The organism is Bacillus sp. FSL K6-3459, assembly GCF_038003305.1.
Classification (GTDB): Bacteria; Bacillota; Bacilli; order Bacillales; family Bacillaceae; genus Bacillus; species Bacillus pumilus_O.
In genome coordinates this window covers 2,651,939-2,677,559 of record NZ_JBBOOW010000001.1, presented here as the reverse complement: position 1 = coordinate 2,677,559, position 25,621 = coordinate 2,651,939, and the positions used below count along the sequence as shown (strand labels likewise).

The 25,621-nt window shown below is 41.6% G+C and carries 25 protein-coding genes; 16 read left to right on the top strand and 9 right to left on the bottom strand.

The features are described from left to right. Positions 1 to 4: 4 nt before the first annotated feature. Entirely contained in the window at positions 5 to 1,192 is a 1,188-nt protein-coding gene (locus MHI35_RS13550; protein ID WP_335349727.1) for an MFS transporter, read from the bottom strand. A 155-nt stretch (positions 1,193 to 1,347) separates the two neighbouring features. Between MHI35_RS13550 and MHI35_RS13545 the strand changes: the two genes are divergently transcribed. After that, entirely contained in the window at positions 1,348 to 1,719 is a 372-nt protein-coding gene (locus tag MHI35_RS13545; RefSeq protein ID WP_003217763.1) for a winged helix-turn-helix transcriptional regulator, read from the top strand. 235 nt (positions 1,720 to 1,954) lie between these two features. Here MHI35_RS13545 and MHI35_RS13540 read toward each other — a convergent pair whose 3' ends face one another. Further along, positions 1,955 to 4,255, bottom strand: a complete 2,301-nt coding sequence (locus MHI35_RS13540) for a helix-turn-helix domain-containing protein (RefSeq protein ID WP_335349726.1) — start codon at positions 4,253 to 4,255, stop codon at positions 1,955 to 1,957. A 231-nt stretch (positions 4,256 to 4,486) separates the two neighbouring features. Between MHI35_RS13540 and MHI35_RS13535 the strand changes: the two genes are divergently transcribed. The 7 genes from MHI35_RS13535 (at position 4,487) to MHI35_RS13505 (ending at position 9,769) form a co-directional block, all read left to right on the top strand. Then, on the top strand, positions 4,487 to 5,452 hold the full coding sequence (locus MHI35_RS13535; protein ID WP_144523049.1) for an ABC transporter permease: 966 nt from the start codon (positions 4,487 to 4,489) through the stop codon (positions 5,450 to 5,452). An 18-nt stretch (positions 5,453 to 5,470) separates the two neighbouring features. Next, positions 5,471 to 6,583 (top strand): glycoside hydrolase family 88/105 protein, encoded by a 1,113-nt coding sequence (locus MHI35_RS13530; RefSeq protein WP_144523048.1) that lies wholly within the window; start codon positions 5,471 to 5,473, stop codon positions 6,581 to 6,583. Beyond that, the gene (locus MHI35_RS13525; protein ID WP_211062846.1) at positions 6,580 to 7,104 is read left to right on the top strand and encodes a lipoprotein YteS; all 525 of its coding nucleotides are present in this window, start codon (positions 6,580 to 6,582) and stop codon (positions 7,102 to 7,104) included. Before MHI35_RS13530 ends, MHI35_RS13525 begins: the two co-directional genes overlap by 4 nt. Before the next feature lie 17 nt (positions 7,105 to 7,121). Beyond that, the gene (locus MHI35_RS13520; protein ID WP_211062847.1) at positions 7,122 to 8,414 is read left to right on the top strand and encodes a Gfo/Idh/MocA family protein; all 1,293 of its coding nucleotides are present in this window, start codon (positions 7,122 to 7,124) and stop codon (positions 8,412 to 8,414) included. A 21-nt stretch (positions 8,415 to 8,435) separates the two neighbouring features. Beyond that, complete coding sequence (locus MHI35_RS13515) at positions 8,436 to 9,119, top strand: YesL family protein (protein ID WP_211062848.1); 684 nt, start codon at positions 8,436 to 8,438, stop codon at positions 9,117 to 9,119. Positions 9,120 to 9,173: 54 nt separating this feature from the next. Further along, positions 9,174 to 9,485 (top strand): rhodanese-like domain-containing protein, encoded by a 312-nt coding sequence (locus MHI35_RS13510; protein ID WP_144523044.1) that lies wholly within the window; start codon positions 9,174 to 9,176, stop codon positions 9,483 to 9,485. A gap of 101 nt (positions 9,486 to 9,586) precedes the next feature. After that, positions 9,587 to 9,769, top strand: a complete 183-nt coding sequence (locus tag MHI35_RS13505; RefSeq protein ID WP_003217582.1) for a sporulation protein Cse60 — start codon at positions 9,587 to 9,589, stop codon at positions 9,767 to 9,769. A gap of 48 nt (positions 9,770 to 9,817) precedes the next feature. On the opposite strand, the gene MHI35_RS13500 is transcribed toward MHI35_RS13505, so the two are convergent. The 4 genes from MHI35_RS13500 to MHI35_RS13485 form a co-directional block, all read right to left on the bottom strand. Beyond that, on the bottom strand, positions 9,818 to 10,345 hold the full coding sequence (locus tag MHI35_RS13500; RefSeq protein ID WP_335349725.1) for a CbrC family protein: 528 nt from the start codon (positions 10,343 to 10,345) through the stop codon (positions 9,818 to 9,820). Between the two features lie 126 nt (positions 10,346 to 10,471). Continuing rightward, positions 10,472 to 12,004, bottom strand: coding sequence for a glycine betaine transporter OpuD (gene opuD / locus MHI35_RS13495; RefSeq protein WP_144523042.1), 1,533 nt, complete (start codon positions 12,002 to 12,004; stop codon positions 10,472 to 10,474). A gap of 140 nt (positions 12,005 to 12,144) precedes the next feature. After that, the gene (locus MHI35_RS13490) at positions 12,145 to 12,342 is read right to left on the bottom strand and encodes a hypothetical protein (RefSeq protein ID WP_335349724.1); all 198 of its coding nucleotides are present in this window, start codon (positions 12,340 to 12,342) and stop codon (positions 12,145 to 12,147) included. Further along, the gene (locus MHI35_RS13485) at positions 12,339 to 13,610 is read right to left on the bottom strand and encodes a BaiN/RdsA family NAD(P)/FAD-dependent oxidoreductase (protein WP_144523040.1); all 1,272 of its coding nucleotides are present in this window, start codon (positions 13,608 to 13,610) and stop codon (positions 12,339 to 12,341) included. The genes MHI35_RS13490 and MHI35_RS13485 overlap by 4 nt, the downstream gene beginning before the upstream one ends. A gap of 175 nt (positions 13,611 to 13,785) precedes the next feature. Between MHI35_RS13485 and MHI35_RS13480 the strand changes: the two genes are divergently transcribed. The 3 genes from MHI35_RS13480 to MHI35_RS13470 all read left to right on the top strand — a co-directional run bounded on the left by MHI35_RS13480 (position 13,786) and on the right by MHI35_RS13470 (position 17,611). After that, positions 13,786 to 15,408, top strand: coding sequence for a putative polysaccharide biosynthesis protein (locus tag MHI35_RS13480; RefSeq protein WP_211062853.1), 1,623 nt, complete (start codon positions 13,786 to 13,788; stop codon positions 15,406 to 15,408). Positions 15,409 to 15,425: 17 nt separating this feature from the next. After that, entirely contained in the window at positions 15,426 to 16,142 is a 717-nt protein-coding gene (locus MHI35_RS13475; RefSeq protein ID WP_144487008.1) for a pseudouridine synthase, read from the top strand. 113 nt (positions 16,143 to 16,255) lie between these two features. Then, positions 16,256 to 17,611, top strand: a complete 1,356-nt coding sequence (locus tag MHI35_RS13470) for an IS1182-like element ISBpu1 family transposase (RefSeq protein WP_284553666.1) — start codon at positions 16,256 to 16,258, stop codon at positions 17,609 to 17,611. A 130-nt stretch (positions 17,612 to 17,741) separates the two neighbouring features. Here the strand turns inward: MHI35_RS13470 and MHI35_RS13465 are convergent, their stop codons facing one another. Continuing rightward, the gene (locus MHI35_RS13465) at positions 17,742 to 17,963 is read right to left on the bottom strand and encodes a DeoR family transcriptional regulator (protein WP_119125252.1); all 222 of its coding nucleotides are present in this window, start codon (positions 17,961 to 17,963) and stop codon (positions 17,742 to 17,744) included. A 371-nt stretch (positions 17,964 to 18,334) separates the two neighbouring features. Further along, the gene (locus MHI35_RS13460) at positions 18,335 to 19,633 is read right to left on the bottom strand and encodes an NCS2 family permease (protein WP_012010938.1); all 1,299 of its coding nucleotides are present in this window, start codon (positions 19,631 to 19,633) and stop codon (positions 18,335 to 18,337) included. Between the two features lie 95 nt (positions 19,634 to 19,728). Between MHI35_RS13460 and pepV the strand changes: the two genes are divergently transcribed. Both pepV and MHI35_RS13450 read left to right on the top strand, forming a co-directional pair. Beyond that, positions 19,729 to 21,129 carry a dipeptidase PepV gene (gene pepV / locus MHI35_RS13455; protein WP_335349245.1) on the top strand — a complete coding sequence of 467 codons (1,401 nt, stop codon included), beginning with the start codon at positions 19,729 to 19,731 and terminating at the stop codon, positions 21,127 to 21,129. A 24-nt stretch (positions 21,130 to 21,153) separates the two neighbouring features. Continuing rightward, entirely contained in the window at positions 21,154 to 21,780 is a 627-nt protein-coding gene (locus MHI35_RS13450) for a Type 1 glutamine amidotransferase-like domain-containing protein (protein WP_335349246.1), read from the top strand. Positions 21,781 to 21,831: 51 nt separating this feature from the next. Here the strand turns inward: MHI35_RS13450 and cysK are convergent, their stop codons facing one another. Further along, on the bottom strand, positions 21,832 to 22,761 hold the full coding sequence (gene cysK, locus MHI35_RS13445) for a cysteine synthase A (protein ID WP_417894680.1): 930 nt from the start codon (positions 22,759 to 22,761) through the stop codon (positions 21,832 to 21,834). Between the two features lie 94 nt (positions 22,762 to 22,855). On the opposite strand from cysK, the gene thpR reads away from it, so the two are divergent. The 3 genes from thpR to MHI35_RS13430 are packed head-to-tail and all read left to right on the top strand — an operon-like array spanning position 22,856 to position 25,346. Then, positions 22,856 to 23,407 (top strand): RNA 2',3'-cyclic phosphodiesterase, encoded by a 552-nt coding sequence (thpR, locus tag MHI35_RS13440; RefSeq protein ID WP_335349248.1) that lies wholly within the window; start codon positions 22,856 to 22,858, stop codon positions 23,405 to 23,407. Positions 23,408 to 23,432: 25 nt separating this feature from the next. Continuing rightward, positions 23,433 to 24,368 (top strand): hypothetical protein, encoded by a 936-nt coding sequence (locus tag MHI35_RS13435; RefSeq protein WP_088003520.1) that lies wholly within the window; start codon positions 23,433 to 23,435, stop codon positions 24,366 to 24,368. Between the two features lie 48 nt (positions 24,369 to 24,416). Beyond that, on the top strand, positions 24,417 to 25,346 hold the full coding sequence (locus tag MHI35_RS13430) for a YegS/Rv2252/BmrU family lipid kinase (protein ID WP_211062859.1): 930 nt from the start codon (positions 24,417 to 24,419) through the stop codon (positions 25,344 to 25,346). Positions 25,347 to 25,621: the final 275 nt, after the last annotated feature.

Sequence of the window (25,621 nt, the reverse complement as noted above, 5' to 3'; positions counted from 1 at the left end):
CTCCTTAGATGGTTTGATTTTGTTCTTGTTGTTCGATTCGAAAACTAATCATCGTGAGAATCGCAGCGATCAGGACCATGATGCCGCCGACCCAGCCTGTATGCACAAGCCCAAGAGTATCTGTCACGATGCCGCCTAAAAATGAGCCGATGGCGATACCAGCATTAAAGGCCGCAATATTCATAGCGGAAGCGACGTCGACTGCTCCTGGTGTGTATCTTTCTGCAAAGTCAACGACAGCGACTTGCAGCCCAGGGACATTCATGAAAGCAAACAGTCCCATCAGCATGACGGTTGCAATGCCTAGCACCGTAAATCCAGCAGTCAAGCTAAGGATAAACAAAATGAGGCTTTGGATGATAAACATGTAAATCAGTGCTTTCATTGGCTGCTCATTAGCAGCTTTTCCGCCAATGACATTTCCAGCTGCGATCGTGATTCCGTATAAAAGCAGAATCAATGCCACCGACCCTGGCGCAAGACCTGTCACATGCTGTAAGAGGGGGGATAAATACGTAAAGACGACAAAGGTCCCTCCGTATCCTGTTGCTGTAATGACAAATAGAAGCAAGATTCTTTTTGTTTTTAATAAAACAGCTTGATCCTTAAAGGAAGTTTTCACGCCTTGCTTTAATTGAGATGGAACAAGAAAATAGTTAGATATTAGTGCGATTAGACCAATGATCACAATCACACCGAATGATGTCCGCCACCCGAGCTCATGGCCAAGAAATGTCCCGAATGGTACGCCCGTCACAGTTGCAACAGTTAATCCGGTGAACATAAAGGCAATCGCGCTTGCTCGTTTTTCTTTCACTACAAGGCTAGCAGCGATCGTAGAGCCAATGGACATAAAGACTCCATGGGATAAGGCAGAAATAACCCGTCCGATTAATAGTACTGAAAAGGTCGGAGCCATCGTGGCAAGTGTATTTCCAATCAAAAAGACGAGCATAATGAGCAAAAGCAATGTCTTTCTTTTCATCGTTGAAGTCAGAGAAGTCAAAATAGGCGCGCCGAATGTCACACCAAGTGCATATAAAGAGACGGTCCAGCCCGCCTGGCTGACGCTCACTTCAAAGTCCTCTGAAATCATTGGCAAAAGACCGACACTAATAAACTCAGTGGTTCCTATAGCAAAAGCACTAATAGCTAGTGCGAGAAGGGCAAGGTGGTTTTGTTTTTTCTTCATGAATCAGTTCACATCCTTCTGTGACGACATTTTGATAGACGAAGCCGATCGGCAAGAGTTATTATCTAACATAGATGACGAAAAAAAAAGTACGTACTTTTTTGTAATATAGGTACTAAAAAGTGCCTGTTCGTATAAAGAGGAGTGAGGATTTAATGGAAAAGAAAAAATATAATATCTCCGTGGAAGCGACCCTTGAGGTCATTGGTGGAAAGTGGAAGTGCGTCATTTTATGTCATTTAACACATGGGAAAAAACGCACAAGTGAATTGAAGCGGCTCATGCCAAACATCACACAAAAAATGCTTACACAGCAGCTGAGAGAGCTTGAAAGTGATGGAGTGATTAACCGGATTGTGTATGAGCAAGTACCGCCTAAAGTGGAATATGAATTAAGTGAATACGGTCAGTCGCTCGAAAGAATTCTGAATGCGCTATGTGATTGGGGAGCAGCTCATATTGAACGTGTGTACGGAGAGCCGCTTTCGGTACTAGAAGACAGCATTTTAAATGAACAGTTTAAATAAAAAAGTCCCGCTTCCTGAGAACGGGACTCAGCGTGTAGACAAACCCTCGCATTCGTTGTCAGTCCTGCGCGCTGGTGCTCACGAATGTTATATTCGCTCCGCGCCAGTGCTCGTCCTTCCTAGACTGCAAAGGTTTTCTATCACGCTGAAAAGAAGACAAAGGGCTAAAATAAAAATCATTTTAGCCCTTTGTCAACAATCTGAGCCTAGCTTCCTGAGAACGGGACTTTTTGTCTTATATGCCTTTTTTCTGGTCACGGTATTTGCCTGGTGTCGTGCCTTCTAGTTTTTTGAAGGAACGAATGAAGTTTTGCGGGTTTTTATATTTCAGTTTTTCCGAAATTTCTTTGACGGACATATCGGTCTCCACAAGCCAGTTTTTGGCGACATGGTGTCTGTAGGATGAGAGATATTCACTAAAAGAGATATCCATTTCCTTTCGAAAGATACTGCTTAAATAATTTGGGTTGTAATGCAGGCGTGTGGCGATTTCATCCAATGTGAGATCTGAATCGAATTCTTGATGGATGATATGAATGATCTTTTCTGAGATGTTTTTGTATTGTGATTCCTCGCGTGCACCTAGCTGATCAATAATCGGCCGAATGATCTCATGCTTCAGCCATGCTTCGGTATCTTCAAACGTTTTAAATTCAAAAATTGTATCATACAGCATTTTATTGTCTTCGACCTCAAACAGTTCAATGCCAAGCAAATGCATTAGCTCAATCAAATTGTTTAAAAAACGGGCGAGGGCGATATGGTACTCATGAGGTCCCGCATTTTTAGAGAAGATAGATTGCAGGAGCACATGTAAATAGTGATCGGCCTTGCCTTGATCACCTGCTTTTATTGCATCAAATAAATCATGCTGCAATTGTTTTGGGAAATGGGTTTTAAACGTTTTTCCTTGCTGGATATGTTCATATAAGATAATGGATTTTTTCTCTGCTTTGAGCCTAAATTTTAAGGCCTCTTTTCCTTCAATGTAAGCCTGTTTTGCTATCGTAAGCTCCTGAAACTGGCGGCTGATCCCGATGCTGATCGATAAACCAAGCTCTTCTTCGATACGCAGCTGGATGGTTTCTGCTAATCGGTTTAAATATTCAGTAAACTCTTCATTTGATTTTGAGTGATTTAGGATAATCGTCGTTTGATGCTGATTGACAACTGTTGGTTGAAGGTGCTCCTCTTGGGGAATAATCTGCTCAATCAGTCCATTGACCGCAAATAAAAGTAAGTCAGCATCCTTTTTTTCATAAGGTGTTCCTTTTAGCGTATCGATTTGGGTCACAAGCATGGATAAGTGAGACCAGCCCTGAGGGAATCCTAAACTTTGGAACCGGTTGTTAATCTCTTCTTCTGTCAGCTTTCCGAGTAATAGCCGCACCATAAAGTATTGCTGGAGGTGCGTGACTTGCTGCTCGATTCGTTCCTCTAAGTCATTGTTTTGATCCTTCATTTGTTTAATACTCGACTCAATCAACTCAAATTCATTTTGAAAAGGCTGCTTTTGCAAAAAGGATTCATTGCGTGCAAAGGACTCGTATAACAAGCGGATTGGTTTATAAAAATGTCTGGAACCAAACCATGAAAATAGCAATGAAAGCGCTAACAAAATAAAGCAGATAATAAAGGTGATCCACCCTATTGATTTCGTTTGTGCCTTGAGTTCTGGTATGGAAACAAAGGAGAGGTACGTCCATTCGTTATAGTCTGATTTTTGAAACGTAATTTGATAGTTTAGTTCCTTGATCTTCATGTTAAATTGACCTGATCGTGCTTCACTTGATAGGACATGCTTGACGAACTCTTGAGTTTTCAAGGATTCACCAATTTGTTCTTTGCGGTTATGTAACAGCACTTTTCCATTCGAATCAATGACAAACATACTGTCAGATTGAGAGAAGTCAGGCATATTGTTAGCAATCGTACAGCTCGGAATGCTGGCGACAGCGATCCCTTTTTTCTGGACACTGTTCATCGGAAGTTGTTTGATTAAGTTCACATTGTATTTGCAAAAGGAGGCTTTTCCTTCTTTTGTCGCCACAAGTGGATTATTCTCTTCAAGTGCCCAGCTAGAATGACTCGGAATATTGAGGTAAGAGGTGAGCGCTTTCTCTTGATCTCCGCTCGTGACATGATAAAGCCCCGAATTGTTCATGTACCAGTCTTCCATTTTACTGACGAGTGTAATATTGGAAAGATCGGTATCAAAGGTTTGCAGGTAGTTTAGTTCCTGCTGTACTTGATTATAAAGCTGGAATTGGTCTGGATTTAAAGGTTCTGCCAGTGTTTGAAGGAGAGGCGGCGAACTGACATAGTGAGTGAGAGAGTGATCAACAGTCTTTAAAATATGCTCAATATTGGATTGCGTTTGTTTCACACTGTCTAGCTTTTCATTTGAGATATTTTCGAGTGCTGTTTTTTGTGAATGCTGATAAGAAAAAATACCGACAATGATGACAGGAATCGTACTAAGCATGAAAAAAAACGTGACGAGCTTATAATAAAATTTATATTGCCTTCTTTTCATAAAACCCCCCATTTCAAACAGAACAATCTTTTCCTCTTTATTTATTAATCCAAAAATTTGGTAGGTTTGTCAATAATCATTTTCTGAGATTAGGATCATTTTCTCATGTTTTATATAACGTTTTGAGTAGCTTCCCCTAAGGAAATATGATCTGATGATATGATTGTAGACGGATTTTTCATCCTTAAGATACAGTTAACACATGCATCAGCATGAGGGGAGGCTTTATCTATGAAAACAGAGGATGTCACTGCCGAGGGTGTGCCTGCGGCAGCTTTGAAAAAAGAAAAGAGAAAGCGCTTACTTAATCAAATGCTTAGTCAAAAGTTTTTGTATGTCATGATTTTACCAGGGCTCATTTATTTTCTTGTCTTTAAATATGTGCCGATGTGGGGGCTGATCATTGCCTTTCAAGATTACCAGCCGTTTCTCGGTATTCTTGGCAGTGAGTGGGTTGGCTTCAAACACTTTATTCGATTGTTTACAGAACCAACATTTTTCATCTTATTAAAAAATACACTGATTTTATTTGCCATGAATGTCGTGATTTTCTTTCCAATTCCAATCTTATTGGCCCTGCTTTTAAACGAGGTCAGATTGGCATTGTTTAAGAAATTTGTTCAGACGATGATATACATTCCTCACTTCATGTCATGGGTGATTGTCGTGTCCTTATCCTTTGTTTTGTTAACAGTAGATGGCGGATTAATCAATGAATTGATTGCTTTCTTTGGAGGGGAAAAGATTAACTTCCTTCTTAGTCAGGAATGGTTCAGGCCGATGTACATTTTACAAGTGATCTGGAGAGAAGCAGGCTGGTCGACGATCATTTACCTTGCGGCGATTACAGCGGTAGATCCGCAGCTATATGAAGCAGCGAAAATGGATGGAGCCGGCAGACTGAGACAAATGTGGCACATCACGCTTCCTGCCATTAAAAGTGTGATTGTCGTTCTGCTTATTTTGAAAATAGGTGACACTTTAGAGCTTGGCTTTGAGCATGTCTACTTATTACTCAATGCAACGAACCGGGAAGTAGCAGAAATATTTGATACGTACGTTTATACAGCTGGTCTTAAGCAAGGACAATTTAGCTATAGTACTGCTGTTGGTCTATTTAAAGCAGCTGTTGGACTCATTTTGGTTATGCTCGCGAACCGTTTAGCGAAGAAATTTGGGGAAGAAGGTATTTACTAAAAAGGGAGATGAAGAGGAATGACATTATTGACCGAAAAAGGATCACCACTTGAGCATGCAGAGAAATTAGCACAAACAATTATGAAAGCGCATACACCAATAGAGCTGCCTCCAGCTGGAAGATGGCATTATCATCAAGGGGTTTTTCTTTGCGGTGTGATGAAGCTATATGAGTCAACGGGGAACGAGACGTATTTCAATTATGTGAAAAGCTATGCAGATTCGCTCATTGATGAGTATGGAAACCTGTTATTCCGGAGAGATGAGCTTGATGCGATCCAAGCAGGGCTCATTTTATTCCCTCTTTATGAACGAACAGAAGAGAAGCGGTATGTGTTGGCAGCGGAGAAGCTCCGCGGGCTTTATCGCACACTGAATCGCACATCTGAGGGCGGATTTTGGCATAAAGACAATTATGCTTATCAAATGTGGCTGGATGGTCTCTACATGGGAGGGCCCTTTGCCTTAAAGTATGCAAAGCTGAAAGGTGAAGAGGAGCTGGTGGATATGGTGATCCATCAAGAGCATCTCATGAGAAAGCATACAAAAGATGAAAAAACAGGTTTGTATTATCACGCGTGGGACGAACGAAAAGTGATGCCATGGGCTGATCAAAAGACAGGCTGTTCTCCCGAGTTTTGGGCAAGATCATTTGGCTGGTATGTCCTTGCATTAGCAGACATGATCGAGGATCTGCCAGAGCAGCATGAAGGGAGAAAAGTGTGGAAGGAAACGATGACAGACATGCTGGAAAGTGTAGCTAGGTACCAGGATCAAGATACAGGTCTCTGGCATCAAATCATTGATAAAGGGACGCATAGCGACAATTGGCTTGAAAGCTCTGGATCGTGTCTATTCATGTACGCCATGGCAAAAGCCATGAACGAAGGATATGTCAGCCTCCGTTACACAGATCATGTGGTGAAAGCATATCAAGGCTTAATCCAGCATAAGACGGCTGAGACAGAAACCGGTGAATTTACCATCAATGATATATGCATCGGAACATCTGCTGGGTTTTATGATTACTACGTCGGTAGAGAGAGAAGCACAAATGACTTGCACGGGGCAGGCGCATTTATTATGGCATTAACTGAGCTAGAGAAGCTGCCTGTTTTTCAAAAGGCATGAAGAGGAAAAAAAAGGCTGCGGTATGGCTCATCAGTTTCATCGCTGCCTTTTGTTTGTCAGCCTGTCATGGGGAAACAAACGGTATCGATGTTCTGATTTTTTCTGACATGTCCAAGGGGATGAAGGATCAATTAGTCGAGAAGGCTTTTCAAACGGAACAAGAAACGTATAGCGTCCACATCTTTCCGGCGATTCCTGAAAAACTTCTTGTTGAAATTACTTCAAAAGAGGGGGACATCATGCTTGTCCCGGAAGAGATGTTTCGAACGTATGATGATCCTGAAAGCTTTCAATTGCTTGAAGAGATGAGCATAGATGATCAAGCGGCAGGGCCATATACGACCGAGGATCAAAAGACAGGGAAGACGGTCGATTATGCGGTTCAAGTTAACAAAGGCACAAAAAAGCTAAACGGCTATACCTTTCGATTACACCGAGATATGGTCGCTTTTATTCCCGTTTATGCAGACAAGTCCAAAGAGGCGCTGTCTCTCATGAAACAACTTCGTGAAAATCGATAGAAAAAGGGGTGGGGACTGTGAAACGGGTCGTAGTTTGCGGACTCAGTCATCGTGCGTTCAATATGTTTATTAAACCGCTCACAGAGGATTTCAATAAGCATTACAGGATTACAGGACTATTAGATATAGATCATCACCGGTATACACTTTGTCAGGAGCGTTTTCCAACACTGCGGGACGTCTCGTTTTTTCATGAAGAGGCATTTGATCAAATGGTGAAGGAAGCAAAGCCAGATATCGTCATTGTGGCAGGAAGGGATGACACCCATGTCACCTATATTTTGCAAGCACTTGAACATGACCTCGATGTCATCACTGAAAAACCGATGGTCACAACAGCAAAAGACGCCAAAAAGGTAATGGAAAAAGAAAAGGAAAGTAAAGGGAAGGTCACAGTCACTTTCAATTATCGCTACAATCCATTTCATCGAAAGATCAAAGAACTCATTTTAGAAGGAAAGATTGGAAGGGTTACATCTGTTGAACTGAGCTGGCTCATTGATACGTATCATGGCGCTAGTTATTTCAAAAGATGGAACCGCACGCGGCAATTCTCTGGCGGACTATCCGTTCATAAATCGACGCATCATTTTGATTTGGTTAATTGGTGGATCAATCAAAAGCCGAAGCAAGTATTTGCCTATGGGGCGCTGAACTATTACGGAGATCAAAGTCCTTGGAATCCTTTGCAGGGGGAAGAAAACAGGTATTGCGGAACATGTCATGTGAAGGATACATGTCATTATGAAGCAAGGTGGAATCCGAGAGTAGAACGGACAAAGGTCGAGGACGATCATATCGAATTCGGTCAGGAGCAGACGCAGCAATACGCCAATTATCGCCCAGACGCCTGTATTTTTGATGAAGAAATTGACATTGAAGATACATATGTGGCATCAGTGGCATATGACCAGGGGGCTCTTTTCAGCTATTCGATTCAATTCTCAGCACCCTACGAAGGATACCGGCTTGCTATCAATGGGACGAAAGGGCGGATTGAAACAAATGAGTTTCATGTGCCATCAAGAATTCCTTTTCAATTCCCAGAACAGACGATTGCTTATTATCCGATGTTTGGGGCAAAAGAGACGATTGAAGTCGTGAAGCAGCCTGGGGGACATGGCGGCGGAGATCCTTTGCTTTTGGCAGATTTATTTATAGGGAAAGATCCTCTAATTCACTATGACATATCAGCAGGAGCAGAGGCTGGTGCTTATTCGATTGCACTTGGAGAAGGCATGTGGCGGTCTGTTGCAGAGAAGCGTCCAATTGACATAGAAGAGCTTCTTCAAAAAGAGACAGTGTCATAAGAAAGAGAGGAGGGGAAAGAGATGGATCATGATGGTTCAATGAGCAGAATGCTGCGAATGTGTGAGTGGGTGATGAGACTCGCCTATACGAATTTGCTATGGCTGCTGTTCACCATGCTGGGGCTTGGGATCTTTGGATTGATGCCTGCGACCACTGCGTTATTTTCAGTGATGAGAAAGTGGATACAAGGGCATGAGCAAGTTAGCGTTTTCCAGACTTTTTGGAAGGTGTACCGTGAGGAGTTTGTACGCTCTAACTTAATTGGAGTGACGCTACTGGTCATAGGGACGATTATTTATGTAGACCTTGCGTTTATTTATCCAACGAGCTGGTTTTTATATGTGCTTCGTTTTGCCATTTATATCTTTGGTTTTCTCTTTGTTGTGAGCTTGTTTTATATTTTTCCGCTGCTGGCTCATTATGATTGGAAAAAACGTCTCTATTTGAAATTCTCTCTTTTGCTCGGTATCTCATATTTGCAATATACACTCTGTATGCTCGTTTTCTCGGCCCTGATGTTTGTTCTCTTTGCTTATTTGCCGGGCATCGTGCCGTTCTTTAGTGTGAGTATGCTCGCCTATGTCCATATGTGGCTGGCTTATCAAGTATTCAGAAAAGTAGAGTTTGACAGTGAGCAACGGGCAGCCGAAGTGAAGAAACGCCTGCCATCTTTCCTACAATCGAAGCGGGTGAATACACAGTGATGCGGTTCATTTGCTATAATGGTGTCACTGTGATGAAAAGGAGAGATGAGCGCCGTGTCAGTTAAAGAAATCTCAATAGAAGAATTAAAACAAAAGCTAGAGCAAGGAGAAGCGATTCAGCTTGTTGATGTGCGTGAGGACGAGGAAGTAGCAGAAGGTATGATTCCTGAAGCGGTCCACATTCGAATGGGAGATATCCCCGAGAAACTGGATGCATTCGATCAAACGCAGGAGTATTATATTATTTGCCGCTCTGGTAAACGTAGTGAAAATGTCTGCTATTTCCTAGAAGACCAAGGCTATCAAGCGACCAATGTCGTTGGCGGAATGCTTGCTTGGACAGGAGAAACAAAACCGAAGCTGTAAACAGAAGTCCTTTCATCTTACAAATGAAAGGCTTTTTTTGTTCATATGCCTGCCTTAATGTGCATAAAGATAGAGTAGCGAGAGAAGGGAGAGTGGCATATGTGCTAAAGGTAGCTGTATTTGATGAAGAGCACGAAAAAGATTTGCAGAGCGAAATTAATCTTTTTTTAAAAGGCATGGATGACGACCAAATCATTGACATCAAGTACAATGTAGCGGTGATCTGTGAGCAAGGAGGAGAACAGCTCTACTGTTTTTCTGCCCTCATTTTATATAAAAAATAGATAGATTGTATCAAAAAAAGGACCTGTTTGAAGGGTCCTTTACTTTGTTTAACTAGCATCAATATATAAACGACGCTTGTTGCAGTGGACACATTGAAAGAGGTAGCCTTGCAGATCTCCGCCGTTGATGAGCCATTGTTTTAGGTTCTCTTTCGTTAATCCTCCGCCGCTGCAAATGTCTTCGATATCTTCTGTGAGCTCTTCCTCTAAATGTTCTATCTCTTTCCATCCGACATACTGAACGATCGCGCAAAAATCTCCGCAATGGCTTAACCAATATTCCTGCTGCCATCCGCGATAACCTGGTGTTCTATAGATCAGTTCATCTATATATTCCTCTTGATCAACGTCATCACAGCTTACATCGTCTTGAAACATGCCATCGTATTTCTTAGCAGCTGAACCATCTTTAATGCACCAAGGGCAAATTCCATTCACATCATCTTCAACAGCATAAAATGGACCATAATACACATATTCTCTTTCTTGTTCGCAAACAGGACAAGTCGTATTCTCTTTTTTGATGACGTTTAACGAAACTGGATCTGGGTTGTACTTGAATGTAGGCAGCGTCATATAAACCTCCATTATGTAGAAATGATTTCATCATTATTTTACAGGAATCCTCATGCTTGCAACAATCTTAAATTGTATATATAGAAAAAAGCCGTTCTTATGAGGAACGGCTTTTTTCGCTTGAGATTATGCTTTTTTTACTCTTGGACTTCGTGGTTTACTGACTTTATTGGCTTGCTTGATGGCTCTTCGTTCATCATTCAATGACTTGTACAGTGAGACAATCATCAAAATAATGACAACGGAGAACGGCAAGGCTGCGAGCTTGGCTGTATTTTGCAGGGCTTCAAGTCCCCCTGAAAATAAAAGTACGGCAGCAACAGAAGATTGGATGATACCCCAGCTAACTTTCACACTGCCAGAAGGGTTCAATGATCCATAGGTTGTCTGCATTCCAAGCACAAATGTAGCTGAATCAGCCGATGTAATAAAGAATATAGCGATTAAAATAAGTGCTAGAATCGATGTGATCATCGCCAGCGGATATTCATTTAGTACACCGAAGAGCATTGTTTCTGTTGATAGACCTGCAACATCGACAATATTCTTTTGCTGTAAATCCATTGCAGATACACCGAAAATGGAGAACCATAGGAATACTAGGATAGAAGGAGCCACTAAGACACCTACTAAAAATTCTCGAATCGTTCGTCCGCGTGACACCCTTGCGATAAAGATTCCGACAAATGGTGCCCAAGAAATCCACCATGCCCAATAAAAGATTGTCCATCCATTAATCCATTCTCTCTTTTCGGGATCATTTGGAGATAGACGGAAGCTCATTTGAACGATGTTGGATAAGTATTGCCCAATTGAGTCAGTAAATGAATTTAAGATAAAAACAGTTGGACCTACCAAAAGTAAGAAAAACATCAGAACAGCTGCTAATACCATGTTGATATTACTTAAATATTTAATGCCTTTTCCAATCCCGCTTAGAGCTGATGCAAGGAAAAGCACGGTCACAATCATGATAATGATCAATTGTGTGCTAAAAGCATTCGGAATTTGAAACAGGTAATTCAACCCACCGTTTATTTGTGCCGCACCTAATCCTAGGCTTGTCGCAACACCAACTACAGTTGCAAATACCGCAATACAATCGATGGTTTTTCCGATCCATCCATTCGTTTTATTTCCTAAAACTGGCTGCAACGTTGCACTGATTAAGCCAGGTGCATCTTTTCTAAATTTAAAGTAAGCAATACAAAGTGCAACAATGGCATAAATAGCCCAAGCATGAAGTCCCCAATGGAAAAATGTATATCGAAGGGAATCTCGGAATGCCTGTGCCGTTTCAGTCTCACCTGTTGGTGACTGTATGGCATAGTGGCTGATCGGTTCAGCTGCTCCGTAAAAAACAAGACCAATTCCCATACCGGCACTAAATAGCATCGCAAACCAAGAAAATAAGCCGAATTCAGGCTCTTCCCCAGGTTTTCCTAGCGTAATCTTACCGATCGGGCTAAAAATAAAGAATAGACAAAAGCCGACGAGCAGTGACACCACTAACAAGTAATACCAGCCAAAGTCATTTGTAATGTATGTTTGAATTTGATCTGTGACATTTTGCAGTGTTTCTGGAGAAAAAGCTCCCCATATAACGGCAACAAATGTGATCGCAATCACAATCCAAAATACACTTGATACGTTTTTCACACCATCTCACTCTCCTGTTGTTCTACACGTTTAAGCAGAGGATTTTGTTTAATATCCCCTATCTCAACTATTTTCAAACAAAAAGAGGCGAGCTTCTCACTCGACCTCTACTTTACCGTAACATGTTTTGCTTCCATTAATCAACTATCGATATGTGAAGATGATTTTTCTTCAATTCGTTTTCGAAGACGGTAGACGTATTCTTTTAAACAAACAGCGAAGATGGTAAACGCCAACACAATGGCGACTTTTAACGGGGTAATGGACAGTTTTAAGAAGATAGCGGCTGTCAAACTAATCGCAACTGCTAGGATAATCGGAAGTGCACGTCTTATCATGAAAACCTCTCCTTTGCTTCGAGTGCAGCATTCATACCAGCAAGCCTGCCTGTTACAAGTGCTGACGTGATATTGTATCCGCCTGTATAACCATGAATGTCTAGAATTTCTCCGCAAAAATAAAGACCAGGCATTTTTTTTGACGCCATTTTCTTCGGTTCAATTTCTTTCACAGAAACGCCGCCTCCTGTGACAAACGCTTTGTCCAAAGAGAGCGTACCGTTCGCATGAACGATAAAATGTTTGCAATCATGGGCGAATGCGCGCAGTTTATCCTTAGCAAGACCCGAAAAAGTGTCTTGCGGATCAATTCCGTTTCTCTCCAACAAAAACAGTAAATAACGTTCTTGCATCCAAGATTTCAGAACATTTTTAATGGCTTTTTTCGGTTCTTCTTTTAGGTCTCGATGTAGCTTTTGAAAAAGCTCCTCGTCATTAAGCTTTGGATACAAGTCTATTTGCAGACGGACGGTTGGCTGTTTTTTTAATTCTTTCACCACAAATCCGCTGCATCTAAGAACAGCTGGGCCGGATAAGCCAAAGTGTGTAAAGATCATATCCATGACATGTGTGACGACAGGTTTTCCTTTTTTATTTAAAACACTGACAGCCACACTTCTTAAAGAAAGCCCTTGGAGCACTTTTTCTTTAATAAAACGTTCATCTGATGTGACCGGTACTTCTGTTGGGAAGAGCTCTGTAATCGTATGACCAGCGGCTTCTGCCCATGCGTAGCCGTCACCAGTAGAACCAGTATGCGGCACGCTTTTTCCGCCAACAGCAATCACAACAGCGTTACTTGAAATTTTTTCATCATTATTTGTAACAATTCCAGCTGCTTGTCCGTCTTGATACAGAACTGTTTTAATTTTCTCATTCGTTCGAATGGTCACATTGAGGTTACGGAGCCTGTCTAAAAGGGCATCTACAACAGATTGTGCTTTGTTTGAGACAGGGAACATACGTCCATGGTCTTCTTCTTTAAGTGCAATGCCGAGGTTTTCAAAAAATGAAATAATATCCTCATTATTGAACTCAGAAAATGCACTATATAAAAAACGGCCGTTTCCGGGAATATGCTTGATGATTTCTTCAACTGGAAGGCGATTGGTGACGTTACAGCGTCCACCGCCAGAAATGGCAAGCTTTCTGCCAAGTTTGTTTCCTTTGTCAATTAACAGAACAGTTGCACCGTGCTCTGCTGATGCAATCGCGGCCATCAGTCCAGAAGGTCCACCGCCAATGACAATGACATCATAATGTTTCATGTTACATTCCTCTTTCTACTTTCAGTCATTTATCTATTATAACGAAAATTGGGGAAGGCTGAAATATGAATTGATTGGTTTTGTACCTTCTGTATTGGATTTGTTACCTGTGCGTCGAAATGATGTGGTAAAATAGTTGAGTTGAATATTCATTAGAAAAATGGTGGTTAAGCGCATGTCTAATAAACTGCTTCGTGGTACGTTGGTTTTAACGATAGGGACTTATCTCTCTCGTATTCTTGGTATGATTTATTTAATTCCATTTAGCGCAATGGTTGGAGCTACTGGTGGAGCGCTATTCCAATATGGATACAATCAGTATACGATCTTTTTAAGTATTGCTACGCTTGGTTTTCCAACAGCGGTATCAAAATTTGTATCTAAATATAATGCAATCGGCGATTATGAGACAACGAGAAAAATGTTCAGGGCGGGTATGTCGGTCATGCTTGTCACCGGGATTATCGCCTTTTCTATTTTATATTTGACCGCACCGATTTTTGCCAAGATTCAGCTTGGTGGATCGAATGAAACAGGCGGTTTGACTGTCGATCAAGTAGTATATGTGATTCGGATGGTCAGTTTAGGTCTTTTGGTTGTACCTATTATGAGTCTTGTGCGAGGGTTCTTCCAAGGACATTCTATGATGGGACCGACAGCTGTTTCCCAAGTTATTGAGCAGCTTGTCAGAATTATCTTCCTATTAACAGCAACGTTTGTTATTTTAAAAGTGCTTGACGGCGGTCTTGTCATCGCTGTCGGATATGCTACATTTGCAGCACTTATCGGCGCATTTGGCGGTTTATTCACGCTTTATTTATATTGGCTGAAGCGCAAGGATCGGCTCTTATCCATGCAGCCGAATACAGGTGCTTCCTCTGACTTGTCTTATAAGCAAATGTTTACAGAGCTGTTTAGCTATGCGGCACCGTATGTGTTTGTTGGACTGGCAATTCCAATTTATTCTTATATCGATACAAACACGATTAACAGAGCCATGATTGCATCAGGACATCAAGATATTAGTACAGCGGTATTGTCTATTGTGACGTTATATTTACCGAAGCTCGTGATGATTCCTGTGTCGCTTGCAACAGCGTTTGGCTTAACCTTGATTCCAACGATTACGGAATCATTTACAGCTCGTAACTACAAGCTGCTCAATAGACAAATTGATCAGACAATGCAGGTCATATTATTTTTCGTGTTGCCTGCTTCATTTGGTATCTCGGCATTGGCTGGACCGGTTTATTGGTTTTTCTATCCGTCTGTTCATCCTGAGATTGGAATGTCAATTTTGTTCTGGTATGCACCTGTTGCGTTATTGTTTTCTTTATTCACCATTAATGCAGCGATTTTACAGGGAATTAACAAACAAAAATTTGCCATCGTCAGTCTGTTGTTAGGGATCATCATTAAAACGGTTCTGAACATTCCGCTCATCAGTTGGCTGCAAGGAAATGGTTCTGTGCTTGCGACTGCGTTAGGCTATAGTGCGTCTATCTTATATATGTTTATCATGATTAAGCGCCATGCAGGTTATTCGTTCCGCAGGATTTTCAAACGATTTATTCTCATTGGTATTTTAACTGCGATTATGGCTGTCGTGGCGTATGTGACATGTCAGCTTGTGAGCCAAGTGATTTCGTATGAAGGTGGAATTGTTAATGCGGGTATCGTCATTCTGATTTCAATGATTACTGGCGGCGGTGTGTATCTGTTCTTATCTTATAAGGTAGGATTACTTGAGCGTGTACTCGGCAGTCGTATGCCGAAATTTTTAAGAAAAAAGAGTTAAGAAGAGGTGGAGTTTTCATGAGGCTTGATAAATTGCTTGCTAGCAGCGGCTTTGGTTCAAGAAAAGATGTAAAGAAGCTGGTCAAGGCACGGGCAGTCACCGTGAATGGAGAACTGGCGAAGCAGGTGAAAGATCATGTTGATCCATCGAATGATGAAGTGCTCGTACACGGAGAGCGTGTAGAGTATAAAGAATTCATATACTTAATGATGAACAAACCAGATGGGGTCATCTCAGCTACTGAAGATTTACGGGATGAAACGGTCGTCGATTTACTTGAGCCGGAGGATATCGCAAGGGAGCCATTTCCTGTTGGAAGGCTGGATAAGGACACAGTCGGTCTTCTCCTTCTCACGAATGATGGACAACTTGCTCATCAATTACTTTCTCCAAAGAAGCATGTGCCAAAAACGTACGAAGTTCATTTGAAATATCCATTAGGAGATCAAGACATAAAACGCCTTGAAGAGGGTGTTATCATTTTAGATGATTACCGCACGAAGCCGGCGAAGGTTGAAGTAGATGCGAATGAAAGTGAAGATACACGCATCCGTTTAACAATTACTGAAGGAAAGTACCATCAAGTGAAGCTCATGGCGCAAGCAGTGGGAAATGAAGTTATCTTTTTAAAAAGACGCTCGATGGGAGCTGTCTCTTTAGATGAAGATCTAGCGCCCGGGGAGTACCGTGAATTGACGGATGAAGAATTAGACAGCTTAATCAATCGACCATAAATATAGAACAAAAGAAAAGAACCGGCAAATATGCCGGTTCTTCAGCTTGTAGACAAAGTCTACAAGCTTTTTTGTATAATAAGGGTAATAACAATAATCTGTGGGGGATAAACATGTTATCGAAACGTGAAGAAGAAAGACGGAATCAATTAGAAGTAGTGGCTTTAGATGAATTAGTGCCTCAAGATCATCTTGTACGGAAAATAGATCAAGCAATCGATTTTGACTTTATTTATGATCTTGTCAAAGATCACTATAGTTCCGACAATGGAAGACCAAGTGTTGATCCTGTTGTTCTCATTAAGATGGTCTTAATTCAATATTTATTTGGTATTCGCTCTATGCGTCAAACCATTAAAGAAATTGAAACCAATGTGGCTTATCGTTGGTTTATTGGATATGGGTTTTCGGAGAAAATCCCGCACTTTTCTACCTTCGGTAAAAACTACGTGAGACGCTTCCACGATACAGATTTATTTGAACAAATTTTCTACCGAATCTTAAGAGAAGCGATGAAAAAAGGGTTCGTTGACCCGTCTATTGCCTTCATTGATTCCACTCATGTCAAAGCGAATGCCAATAAGAAGAAACTTGAAAAGAAAGTCGTTCGAGTAGAAACGCGAAGTTATCAAAATCAGCTTCATGAAGAGATCAATATTGATCGTGAAGAACATGGAAAAAAGCCCTTACCCCTACAGAATAAAGAAGAAACAAAAGAAATCAAGGTCAGCACAACTGACCCAGAGAGTGGCTACTATGTAAAGGATGAACGTGAAAAGTCATTTGCTTATTCATTTCATACAGCTTGTGATTCAAAAGGATTTATTTTAGGCTCGCTGGTCACAGGCGGAAATGTTCATGATAGTCGTATGTTGGATTCACTCGTATCAAAGGTGACAGAGAAAGTCGGAAAACCAAATGTAGTCGCAGTAGATGCGGGATATAAAACACCTTACATCGCTAAGTTCTTAATGGATCAAGAGATAAGACCTGTCATGCCCTACACTCGTCCAAGAACAAAAGCTGGTTATTTGAAAAAGAATGAATACGTATACGATGCATATTTTGATTGTTACATTTGCCCCAACGGGCAAATTCTCTCTTATCGTACAACGACTAGAGAAGGCTATAAGCAATATGCGTCCGATTCAGAAGTATGTAAGTCCTGCTCGTTTTTAGATAACTGTACCCAAAGTCAAAACCACACCAAACAAATTCATCGGCATATTTGGCAGGATTACCTAGATGAAGCAGACAATCTGAGACTTACTGAAATAAATAAGAGCATCTACGCAAAACGGAAAGAAACGATTGAACGCGTTTTTGCGGATGCAAAAGAAAAGCATGGTATGCGTTGGACGAAACTTCGTGGGCTGAAAAAAGTTTCAATGCAAGCGATGCTTACTTTCGCTGCCATGAACCTTAAAAAGCTAGCAAACTGGACATGGAAAGTACCATGTCCAGCGTAAAACACGTGATGTTTTTTCAAAAAAATGTGAAAACCCCACTTTTACTTGAAGTAAAAGTGGGGTTTGTCTACGGTCTGAAGAACCGGCAAATATGCCGGTTCTTTTTGTTATATGGACAGTTCATTATACGCTAAGATGATATTCTCACTTTTTTTCTCGTTGTTTCCCATTTGCCTCTGCTTGGACTATGAACAAGATCGTTATAGGCAAGCACGTTTAAGTCTCTTTGAATGGTTCTAGGTGTGATCCCGAATTCATCAACCAGCTCTTGTGTCGTCACAAGACCTTTCTCTTGAATGAACATATAGACTGATTTTATTCGAGTCATCATACGGTTTGTTGAAGGTTTCAAAAAACCACTCCCTATCAATAAGATCGGATGGACTTGACTAACCACAACTTACTACACTAAAACTGCGAAATAAGGACATGCAACAATGGTAAATGTTCGTGTTTCTTAATGTTTTATTCTATTATACACGTTATTATGCATCTAGTTCCACCAAAAAGTCAACTTTACGTGTTTTTTAACTTGTCTTCATGAATCGAATTATGGTATATACCATGTTTTGAATTCGGTTACAACCCAATGAACGTAAGGGGTATGGAGAATATTGAGACGTTTAAACCTTCAAAAAATAAACACAGAAAATTTACAAAATAAAAAATTCACTGATCTCAAAAAGACACATCCCTTGTTAGAATGTGCCTGTTTTGTTTCTGTTATCCTTCTAAGAAAAAGAGCTGTATGAAAAATAAAATGGCAAAGATGAGAACAAGAACATGTACTTCTCTCCATTTTCCTTTTGCCAGTTTTACAAGTGGATAAGAAATAAATCCAAGTGAAATTCCGGTTGAAATACTAGATGTCAGCGGCATGGAAAGAATCACAAGAAAAGCAGGAAATGCTTCGTCTAGTTCATTCCAGCGAATGCGTGACACGGAGTTCATCATCAAGCACCCAACAATGATGAGAACAGGTGATGTGATGGACGGTAAAGAAGAAATAGCCTGAACAAGCGGGCCGAAAAACAAAGCCACAATAAACAGTGCAGCGACTGTTAAAGACGTTAGCCCGGTTCTTCCGCCAGCAGCAACCCCAGAGGATGATTCAATATAAGCTGTCGTTGGGCTTGTTCCAAACATAGAACCAATCGTCGTTGCAGCAGAGTCAGCAAGCAGTGCTCTGCGTACCTTTGGCAGCTGCCCGTTTTTCATGAGTCCGGCTTGTTCAGCCACTCCGATCATTGTGCCCGTTGTATCAAAAATCGTCACTAGTAAGAAGGAGAAGACGACCGCATACAAATGATGAGAGAATACATCACCAAAGGCAGCGAATGGATTTGTAATCAGCATACCTTCTGGCAGTGCAGGAATGTCCATCAGCATTTTAGGGAAATGAAGCTGTCCTGTTACGAGGGCAATTAGCGTTGTGGCTAACATGCCGATAAACAGAGCACCATTGATTTGAAGTACCATTAAAATAACAGAGATCATTAAGCCGACAAGCGTTAAAATGACAACAGGCGAGCTTAAGTTGCCAAGCTTCACTAGATTTTCCGGATCAGCTGTGATAATCCCAGACTGACGAAGCCCGATAAATGCAATAAAAAGCCCGATTCCGGCTGTAATGCCGTATTTTAAATTGTCTGGAATGGCTTGAATCAGTTGTTTTCTAAGGGATGTTAACGATAAAATAACAAAGAGTATACCAGCAACAAATACCGCACTGAACGCTGTTTGATAGCTGATGCCGCCACCACCGACAACTGTAAAGGTGAAATAGACATTCAGCCCCATACCTGGTGCAATCGCAATTGGATAATTTGCAAAGAGTGCCATCCAGAGCGTACCGACGACAGCAGCGATAATTGTTGCAGTAAAGACTTGGTCAAAAGGAATGCCTGCTTTTGAAAGAATTCCTGGGTTAACGGCAACAATATAGACCATAGTAAAGAATGTCGTCATACCAGCGATTAATTCTCTCTTTATATTGGTTTGGTTTTCTTTTAACTGAAACATAAGATCCTCCATTTACGAACATTATTACAAAACAATTAATATAATATTCGTTTTATGGGTGGAATGCAACCTTTTTTCAAGGAGGAATGGAAAAAATGAATTGGGAAGCTGAAGTTATACGAAAAAAAGACGATTTGATTGAGGACACACAATCTTTTTTACAAATTGAAAGTGTGCTTGATGAAGAAGGTGGAAAAGAAGGAAAGCCATTTGGTGAAAAAGTCGATCAAGCCCTTCAGTATATGCTGAAAAAAGGGGAGGACGAAGGCTTCACAGTCAAGAATGTGGATGGCTATGCAGGTCATATTGAATATGGAGAAGGCGAAGACATTGTAGGTGTGCTCTGTCATGTGGACGTTGTGCCTGCTGGTGACGGCTGGACAACCCCGCCATTTTCAGCAGACATAAGAGAAAATAAAATATTTGCACGAGGCGCCATTGATGATAAAGGACCAACTATGGCGGCTTTCTACGCACTGAAGATGTTAAAAGATACAGGGATGAAGCTGTCAAAAAAGATTCGAATGATCATTGGAACCGATGAAGAAAGTGATTGGCGCTGTGTGGACCATTATTTCAAGCATGAGGCGATGCCGCAAATTGGATTTGCGCCAGATGCTGATTTTCCGATTATTCATGCGGAAAAAGGGATCATTGATGCCATTGTGTCATTTACATATCAACATACAGAACAACATCAGCGCTATACACTCAAGAAATTCACATCGGGTATGCGGCTGAATATGGTGCCAGATGAGGCAACTGCCATTGTGATAGCGGCACAAGACCACGATGTTGAATCATTAAAAACAGCTTTTGAAGCATATCTTGCTGACAATGAATTATTAGGTGAGGTAAAGAATGCAGAGAATGGACTACAATTTATATTAAAAGGCGAATCAGTTCATGCCATGGAGCCTGCGCATGGCACAAATGCGGGCATTCATATGGCCAATTTTCTCAGTGGACAAGAATTAGATCAAGACGGGCTTACTTTTACTTCTCAAATCAACGCTTTATTTGATCAAGATACAAGAGGGGAAAAACTGGGGATTGCGTGCAAAGATGACATTAGCGGAGATTTAACTTTAAATGTTGGCACGATCCGCTACACACAAAACGAAGAAGCGAAGCTAGGATTAAATGTCCGCTATCCAGTGACAGCAGATGGCAAGGACGTTAAAAAAGGGATCGAAGGCATTAAAGGGGCCACCCTTCTGAAATTTGACGACAGCCCTCCGCATCACGTCTCAAAAGATCATCCGCTTGTGAAAACATTGCAGCGGGTATATGAGGAGCAAACTGGAAATCCAGCTCATCTGATTGCAATTGGTGGAGGAACGTATGCGAGATCTTTAGAAGCGGGCGTTGCCTTTGGTCCTCTCTTCCCTGGCAGACCAGATTGCGCACATCAAAAGGATGAATATATCGAAATAGACGATCTACTAAGAGCAACCGCACTATATGCACAAGCCATGTACGAATTGGCAAAATAAAAAAAAGAGAAGAGGGGATTCACAGTGAAAAAAATGTTCTTATGCTCTTCATTCAAAGACAGCTATTCTCTCTTGTCTGACTTTACGGGTGAATCGTTAAAAGGAAAACGCGTGACATTTTTCCCTACAGCTAGTGCTGTGGAAGAAGTCACGCATTATGTGGAGGCAGCGAAGGAAGCCTTTCATCAACTCAATATGCAGCTAGAAATCGTTCAGGTAGCTGAGCAGTCTATCGAAGAAATCATAAAGATGGTTAAACAAAATGATGTGATATACGTATCAGGAGGGAACACATTTTATTTGCTGCAGGAATTGAGAAAGCATGGTCTCGATGACGTGCTGAAAGAAGAGATCAATAAAGGGAAGCTGTACATCGGCGAATCCGCAGGGAGTATCATCATGGCGCCAAGCATTGAATATATCTCCTTGATGGATGAGCGGCAAAAGGCACCAGAGCTTTCATCCTATCAAGGCTTCAATGAGGTAACCTGCTATCCGGTACCCCATGTGCACAATACTTATTTAGGCGATGCTGCGCAGCAAATCCTAAAGCAGTATGAAAAGACGCTCGATTTATGCCCGCTTACTGATGAACAGGCTTTACTCATCAGAGGGGAGCAGGCTGTGGTAAAGACGGCTAAATCGGCCTAGCCGCAAAACGAAGAAAAAAGGAACAGGGGGTTCATTGCCCCTGTTCCTTTTTTAATCTTGAAAAACATCACTTGATAAGTATCGTTCGCCTGTATCGGCTGTCATACAGATCACAATTTGATCTGCCGGCAATTGCTTGGCTGTTTCAATCGCAGCATAGCAGGCTGCACCAGATGATGGACCAACTAAAATCCCTTCAAGCCGGGCAAGCTGTCGTGTGATTGTGTACGCATCTTCATCGCTTACTTGCACAATCTCATCATAGACATGCTCGTTTAAAATAGGGGGAATAAACCCTGGGCTTGTGCCAACAAGTTTATGCTTGCCAGGTGTTCCGCCAGATAATACTGGAGATCCTTTTGGCTCTGCCACACGTATGGTCAATTGAGGGAATGCCTTCTTTAATTCCTCACCAGTGCCTGTAATGGTTCCGCCAGTTCCTGCTGTTGCGACAAAGGCTCCAATGGGCTTTCCAAGTTGCTTGACAGCTTCTATGATTTCAACAGCCGTTGTGCCTCTATGAGCATCTGGATTCGCCGTATTATCAAATTGCATTGGGATAAAGCTATGAGGAATTTGAGCTGCTAGCTCCTCTGCTTTGCGAATACAGCCTGGCATTTTTTCTTCCCCTGGGGTCAAAATGACCCGCGCCCCGTAAGCCTTTAAAATATTGATTCGTTCCTTTGTCATCGTATCAGGCATCACAAGGATGGCTTGATACCCTCTAGCTGCTGCGTTCATAGCTAAACCAATCCCTGTATTCCCGCTCGTCGGTTCAATGATGGTCGCTCCTTTTGTCAGCTTCCCTTGTTTTTCAGCCTCGACGATCATATTGTAAGCAGCACGGTCCTTCACACTGCCGCTAGGATTAAACGATTCTAGCTTTAAATACACAGTTGCCGCATTGTCTGGCTGAAGCCGCTGTAATTGAACAAGTGGTGTATCGCCAATCAGCTCAGCTATATTTTGTGCTACCTTCATCATGTGACACCCTTTCTTCTCATTCCGCATTTCTTTAGTTATACTATCATCAATGGGGATTCGTAAAGTTTGTGAAAAAAGGACAGGTGATATTGTGACAGAAAACCGTCATTATTTTATTGGGATTCATATCCCTGAACAACTTGCGTCTCAAATTAAAAGAGACATTGATCAAAGAAGCGGACTGTCTTTTCAAAAATGGACAGCACCACATGATTATCATGTGACCTTGATCTTTTTAGGGGCCATTTCAGAAGAACGCTTAAAAAAGATCATCGAGCTGCTTGAGGTCCTCTCAAAGGAAGCCGCTGCATTTTCACTAGAGCTGAATGAGGTGGGACAGTTTGGCACGAAGGAACGCCCGAGAGTCTTTTTTGCAAAACCTAATGAAAGTGAACCGCTCATGCTATTAAGAGAAAAGGTGAAGGAAGCCGTATTGTCAGCAGGACATCCTGTTGAAAAGAGACCGTTTCATCCGCATATGACAATTGCGCGTAAATGGAATGCGGATCATTCTTTTGCAGAACAAGCGCCTTTACGCAAAGAGCCATACGTGATAGAGGTTTCTAGTATCACTCTATATGAAATACGACCAAGAGAAACCCCGCGTTATCACGCAATCAAACAATTTGCACTACATAAATGATTCTAAAAGTTGGAGTGAGCAGCAGATGGCGCAAATTATCAAAATTCAAGATTATATATCACGCTATGAACAAGACCCGCATCATTACATCAATCAATTTATTCGATTGAAAAAGCAAAGGTGGGACGAGTTAAAAAAAGCGTCAAAAGAGAAGACGCAGCATTCATTTGACCAAATTTCTGAACAAGCGCCTGAACAAGAGGAGGAAAAGAGAAAGAAATTCTCCTTAAAGAGAAAGCAAAAAGAAGCCGATATGAAGAAGGAACGGGACCTAAGCCTTTTTAACGAGCCAACAGATATAGAGCAAGGTGTCTTTACAAACGTTCCTACTGATGAAACGAAGCTCATTCATTTTTTTAAGGATCATCTATATGATGTTCAATTAAAATGGGCGAGCTCGACGATTTCCCACATTTCAACCGTTTCCCATCACATTCGGTATGATGAAAAGCTGCGCATGCTTGCTAGGCAGCTTCCGGATTCATATTTTGTGATGTACAAACCGGTGCTGCTCATTCAAAAAGCAGAGATGGAATTATGTCCAGTCCTCATAACGCCGCTGGAAGTGATTTGTTTATCCTTCTTAGAGGCAGAGCCTGACAGCGTATATATCGGAACGAAGGAACGTTTTTGGGAAAAGCGGGCGAATGGGAAAGCGGTTCAGTCCGTTTTGAATCCTTGCGCAAGCCTTCTACGCTCTGGCACCGTCGTGTCAAAGATTTTACAGCAAAGCGGTGTCGATCTTCCTGTGAAAAAAATCTTGATCAGCCGTACCTCTTATATTGACTTACCGGAAGTTCCATACGGGATGGAGGTTGTCGATAAGAAGAAGGCGGAAGATTGGTTTGAAAAGCAGCGGAAAAATACCGCTCCGACAAAGCATCAGCAATTTAAGGCGACAAAGGCATTGCTTGCTTATGGTGAATCAGACAGCAAAAGAAGGCAGGAATGGCTCGATTAAAGGCATAATGGAAGGTCACGAAAAAAGAGACCTGAGTGGAGCTAATATATGAATGAATGGTACTTTATCGTTAATCCAGCAGCAGGACATGGAAAAGGACTTCGTACATGGAGGAGCATAGAGAAAGAGCTACAAAAGGTGGAGATCTCATATCGATCGTTCCTCACCCAGCATGAAGGTCATGCAGAAGTATTGGCAAGACAAATTAGCGCCATGCAAGATGACAGGCTGAAGCGCCTGATTGTCATTGGTGGTGACGGCACCATTCATGAAGTCCTGAATGGCTTAAAGGAAATGGATCATGTGCAGCTAAGCTTTGTCCCCGCTGGTCATTGGAATGATGCGGCGAAGGGCCTTGGCATCCATCGTCAAGATGTCCTAAAAGAAGTGAGAAAGCAAAAGAGAATGCTCACCAAAACATTTTCTCTCGGCTCCTTTCAAGATCACGCAGAAAGCGCACAGTCCGTTCTCTTTCTCAATCATATCGGTGCTGGTTTTGATGCGCATGTGCTAAGGAAAACAGTGCATTTTAGAGGGAAAAAGTGGCTGAAACGGCTAAGGCTTGGGTTTATCATCTACCCGCTCTCATTTCTCCATTCTTTATGGTCCTTTAAGCCGTTCGACCTTGCACTGTTTATTGAAAACGAGAAGAAGGTCTTTCGCCAAGTGTGGTTTGTGATTGTTTGTAATCACCCCTATTACGGAGGCGGGCTGGAAGCAGCGCCAGAAGTGAGCGCAAGACAGCCGGGCTTTCAAACGCTCGTTGTCACAGATTTGAATCCATTTAAAGTGCTCTTGTTTCTAAGTGCAATGGTGTTTCGTAAGCACCTTGGAATGAAGGGAGTTACCCTGTTTCAGCACGAGGAAGTGTACTTGGAGGCAGACGGAAAAATCATATTTCATGCAGATGGAGAAGTAATTGGTGCAACGCCTGTTTTTGTGAAGGCGAGTGAGCGCTCATTAAAATTACGTGCTTAAATCATATCTCGTGAATATCCTAATCAAAGAACCATGAAAAAAAGCCTTTCTTTTCATAAGGTTCTTGTCCTGATTTTCTAGTTTTGCTTGACGAGTATAAGAAGGTAACGATAAAATCTATAGGACGGCTATTGTTTAGCATCTCATTCTCAATAGCTGTCCTTTTTGTTTTTATGATCATATAAATAAAAAAAAGAAACAGCCTATTGACCTTCAATCGGCTGAATTTTGTCGACTAAAAAAGCACGATTTAAAATATTTTAAGAAATGATGGG

What these genes read in the sequence shown, in the direction of transcription:
- MHI35_RS13550 (WP_335349727.1), bottom strand. Translation starts at nt 1,192, where the DNA reads ATGAAGAAAAAACAAAACCACCTTGCCCTTCTCGCACTAGCTATTAGT.
- MHI35_RS13545 (WP_003217763.1), top strand. Translation starts at nt 1,348, where the DNA reads ATGGAAAAGAAAAAATATAATATCTCCGTGGAAGCGACCCTTGAGGTC.
- MHI35_RS13540 (WP_335349726.1), bottom strand. Translation starts at nt 4,255, where the DNA reads ATGAAAAGAAGGCAATATAAATTTTATTATAAGCTCGTCACGTTTTTT.
- MHI35_RS13535 (WP_144523049.1), top strand. Translation starts at nt 4,487, where the DNA reads ATGAAAACAGAGGATGTCACTGCCGAGGGTGTGCCTGCGGCAGCTTTG.
- MHI35_RS13530 (WP_144523048.1), top strand. Translation starts at nt 5,471, where the DNA reads ATGACATTATTGACCGAAAAAGGATCACCACTTGAGCATGCAGAGAAA.
- MHI35_RS13525 (WP_211062846.1), top strand. Translation starts at nt 6,580, where the DNA reads ATGAAGAGGAAAAAAAAGGCTGCGGTATGGCTCATCAGTTTCATCGCT.
- MHI35_RS13515 (WP_211062848.1), top strand. Translation starts at nt 8,436, where the DNA reads ATGGATCATGATGGTTCAATGAGCAGAATGCTGCGAATGTGTGAGTGG.
- MHI35_RS13500 (WP_335349725.1), bottom strand. Translation starts at nt 10,345, where the DNA reads ATGACGCTGCCTACATTCAAGTACAACCCAGATCCAGTTTCGTTAAAC.
- MHI35_RS13490 (WP_335349724.1), bottom strand. Translation starts at nt 12,342, where the DNA reads ATGATAAGACGTGCACTTCCGATTATCCTAGCAGTTGCGATTAGTTTG.
- MHI35_RS13485 (WP_144523040.1), bottom strand. Translation starts at nt 13,610, where the DNA reads ATGAAACATTATGATGTCATTGTCATTGGCGGTGGACCTTCTGGACTG.
- MHI35_RS13480 (WP_211062853.1), top strand. Translation starts at nt 13,786, where the DNA reads ATGTCTAATAAACTGCTTCGTGGTACGTTGGTTTTAACGATAGGGACT.
- MHI35_RS13475 (WP_144487008.1), top strand. Translation starts at nt 15,426, where the DNA reads ATGAGGCTTGATAAATTGCTTGCTAGCAGCGGCTTTGGTTCAAGAAAA.
- MHI35_RS13470 (WP_284553666.1), top strand. Translation starts at nt 16,256, where the DNA reads ATGTTATCGAAACGTGAAGAAGAAAGACGGAATCAATTAGAAGTAGTG.
- MHI35_RS13460 (WP_012010938.1), bottom strand. Translation starts at nt 19,633, where the DNA reads ATGTTTCAGTTAAAAGAAAACCAAACCAATATAAAGAGAGAATTAATC.
- pepV (WP_335349245.1), top strand. Translation starts at nt 19,729, where the DNA reads ATGAATTGGGAAGCTGAAGTTATACGAAAAAAAGACGATTTGATTGAG.
- cysK (WP_417894680.1), bottom strand. Translation starts at nt 22,761, where the DNA reads ATGAAGGTAGCACAAAATATAGCTGAGCTGATTGGCGATACACCACTT.
- MHI35_RS13435 (WP_088003520.1), top strand. Translation starts at nt 23,433, where the DNA reads ATGGCGCAAATTATCAAAATTCAAGATTATATATCACGCTATGAACAA.
- MHI35_RS13430 (WP_211062859.1), top strand. Translation starts at nt 24,417, where the DNA reads ATGAATGAATGGTACTTTATCGTTAATCCAGCAGCAGGACATGGAAAA.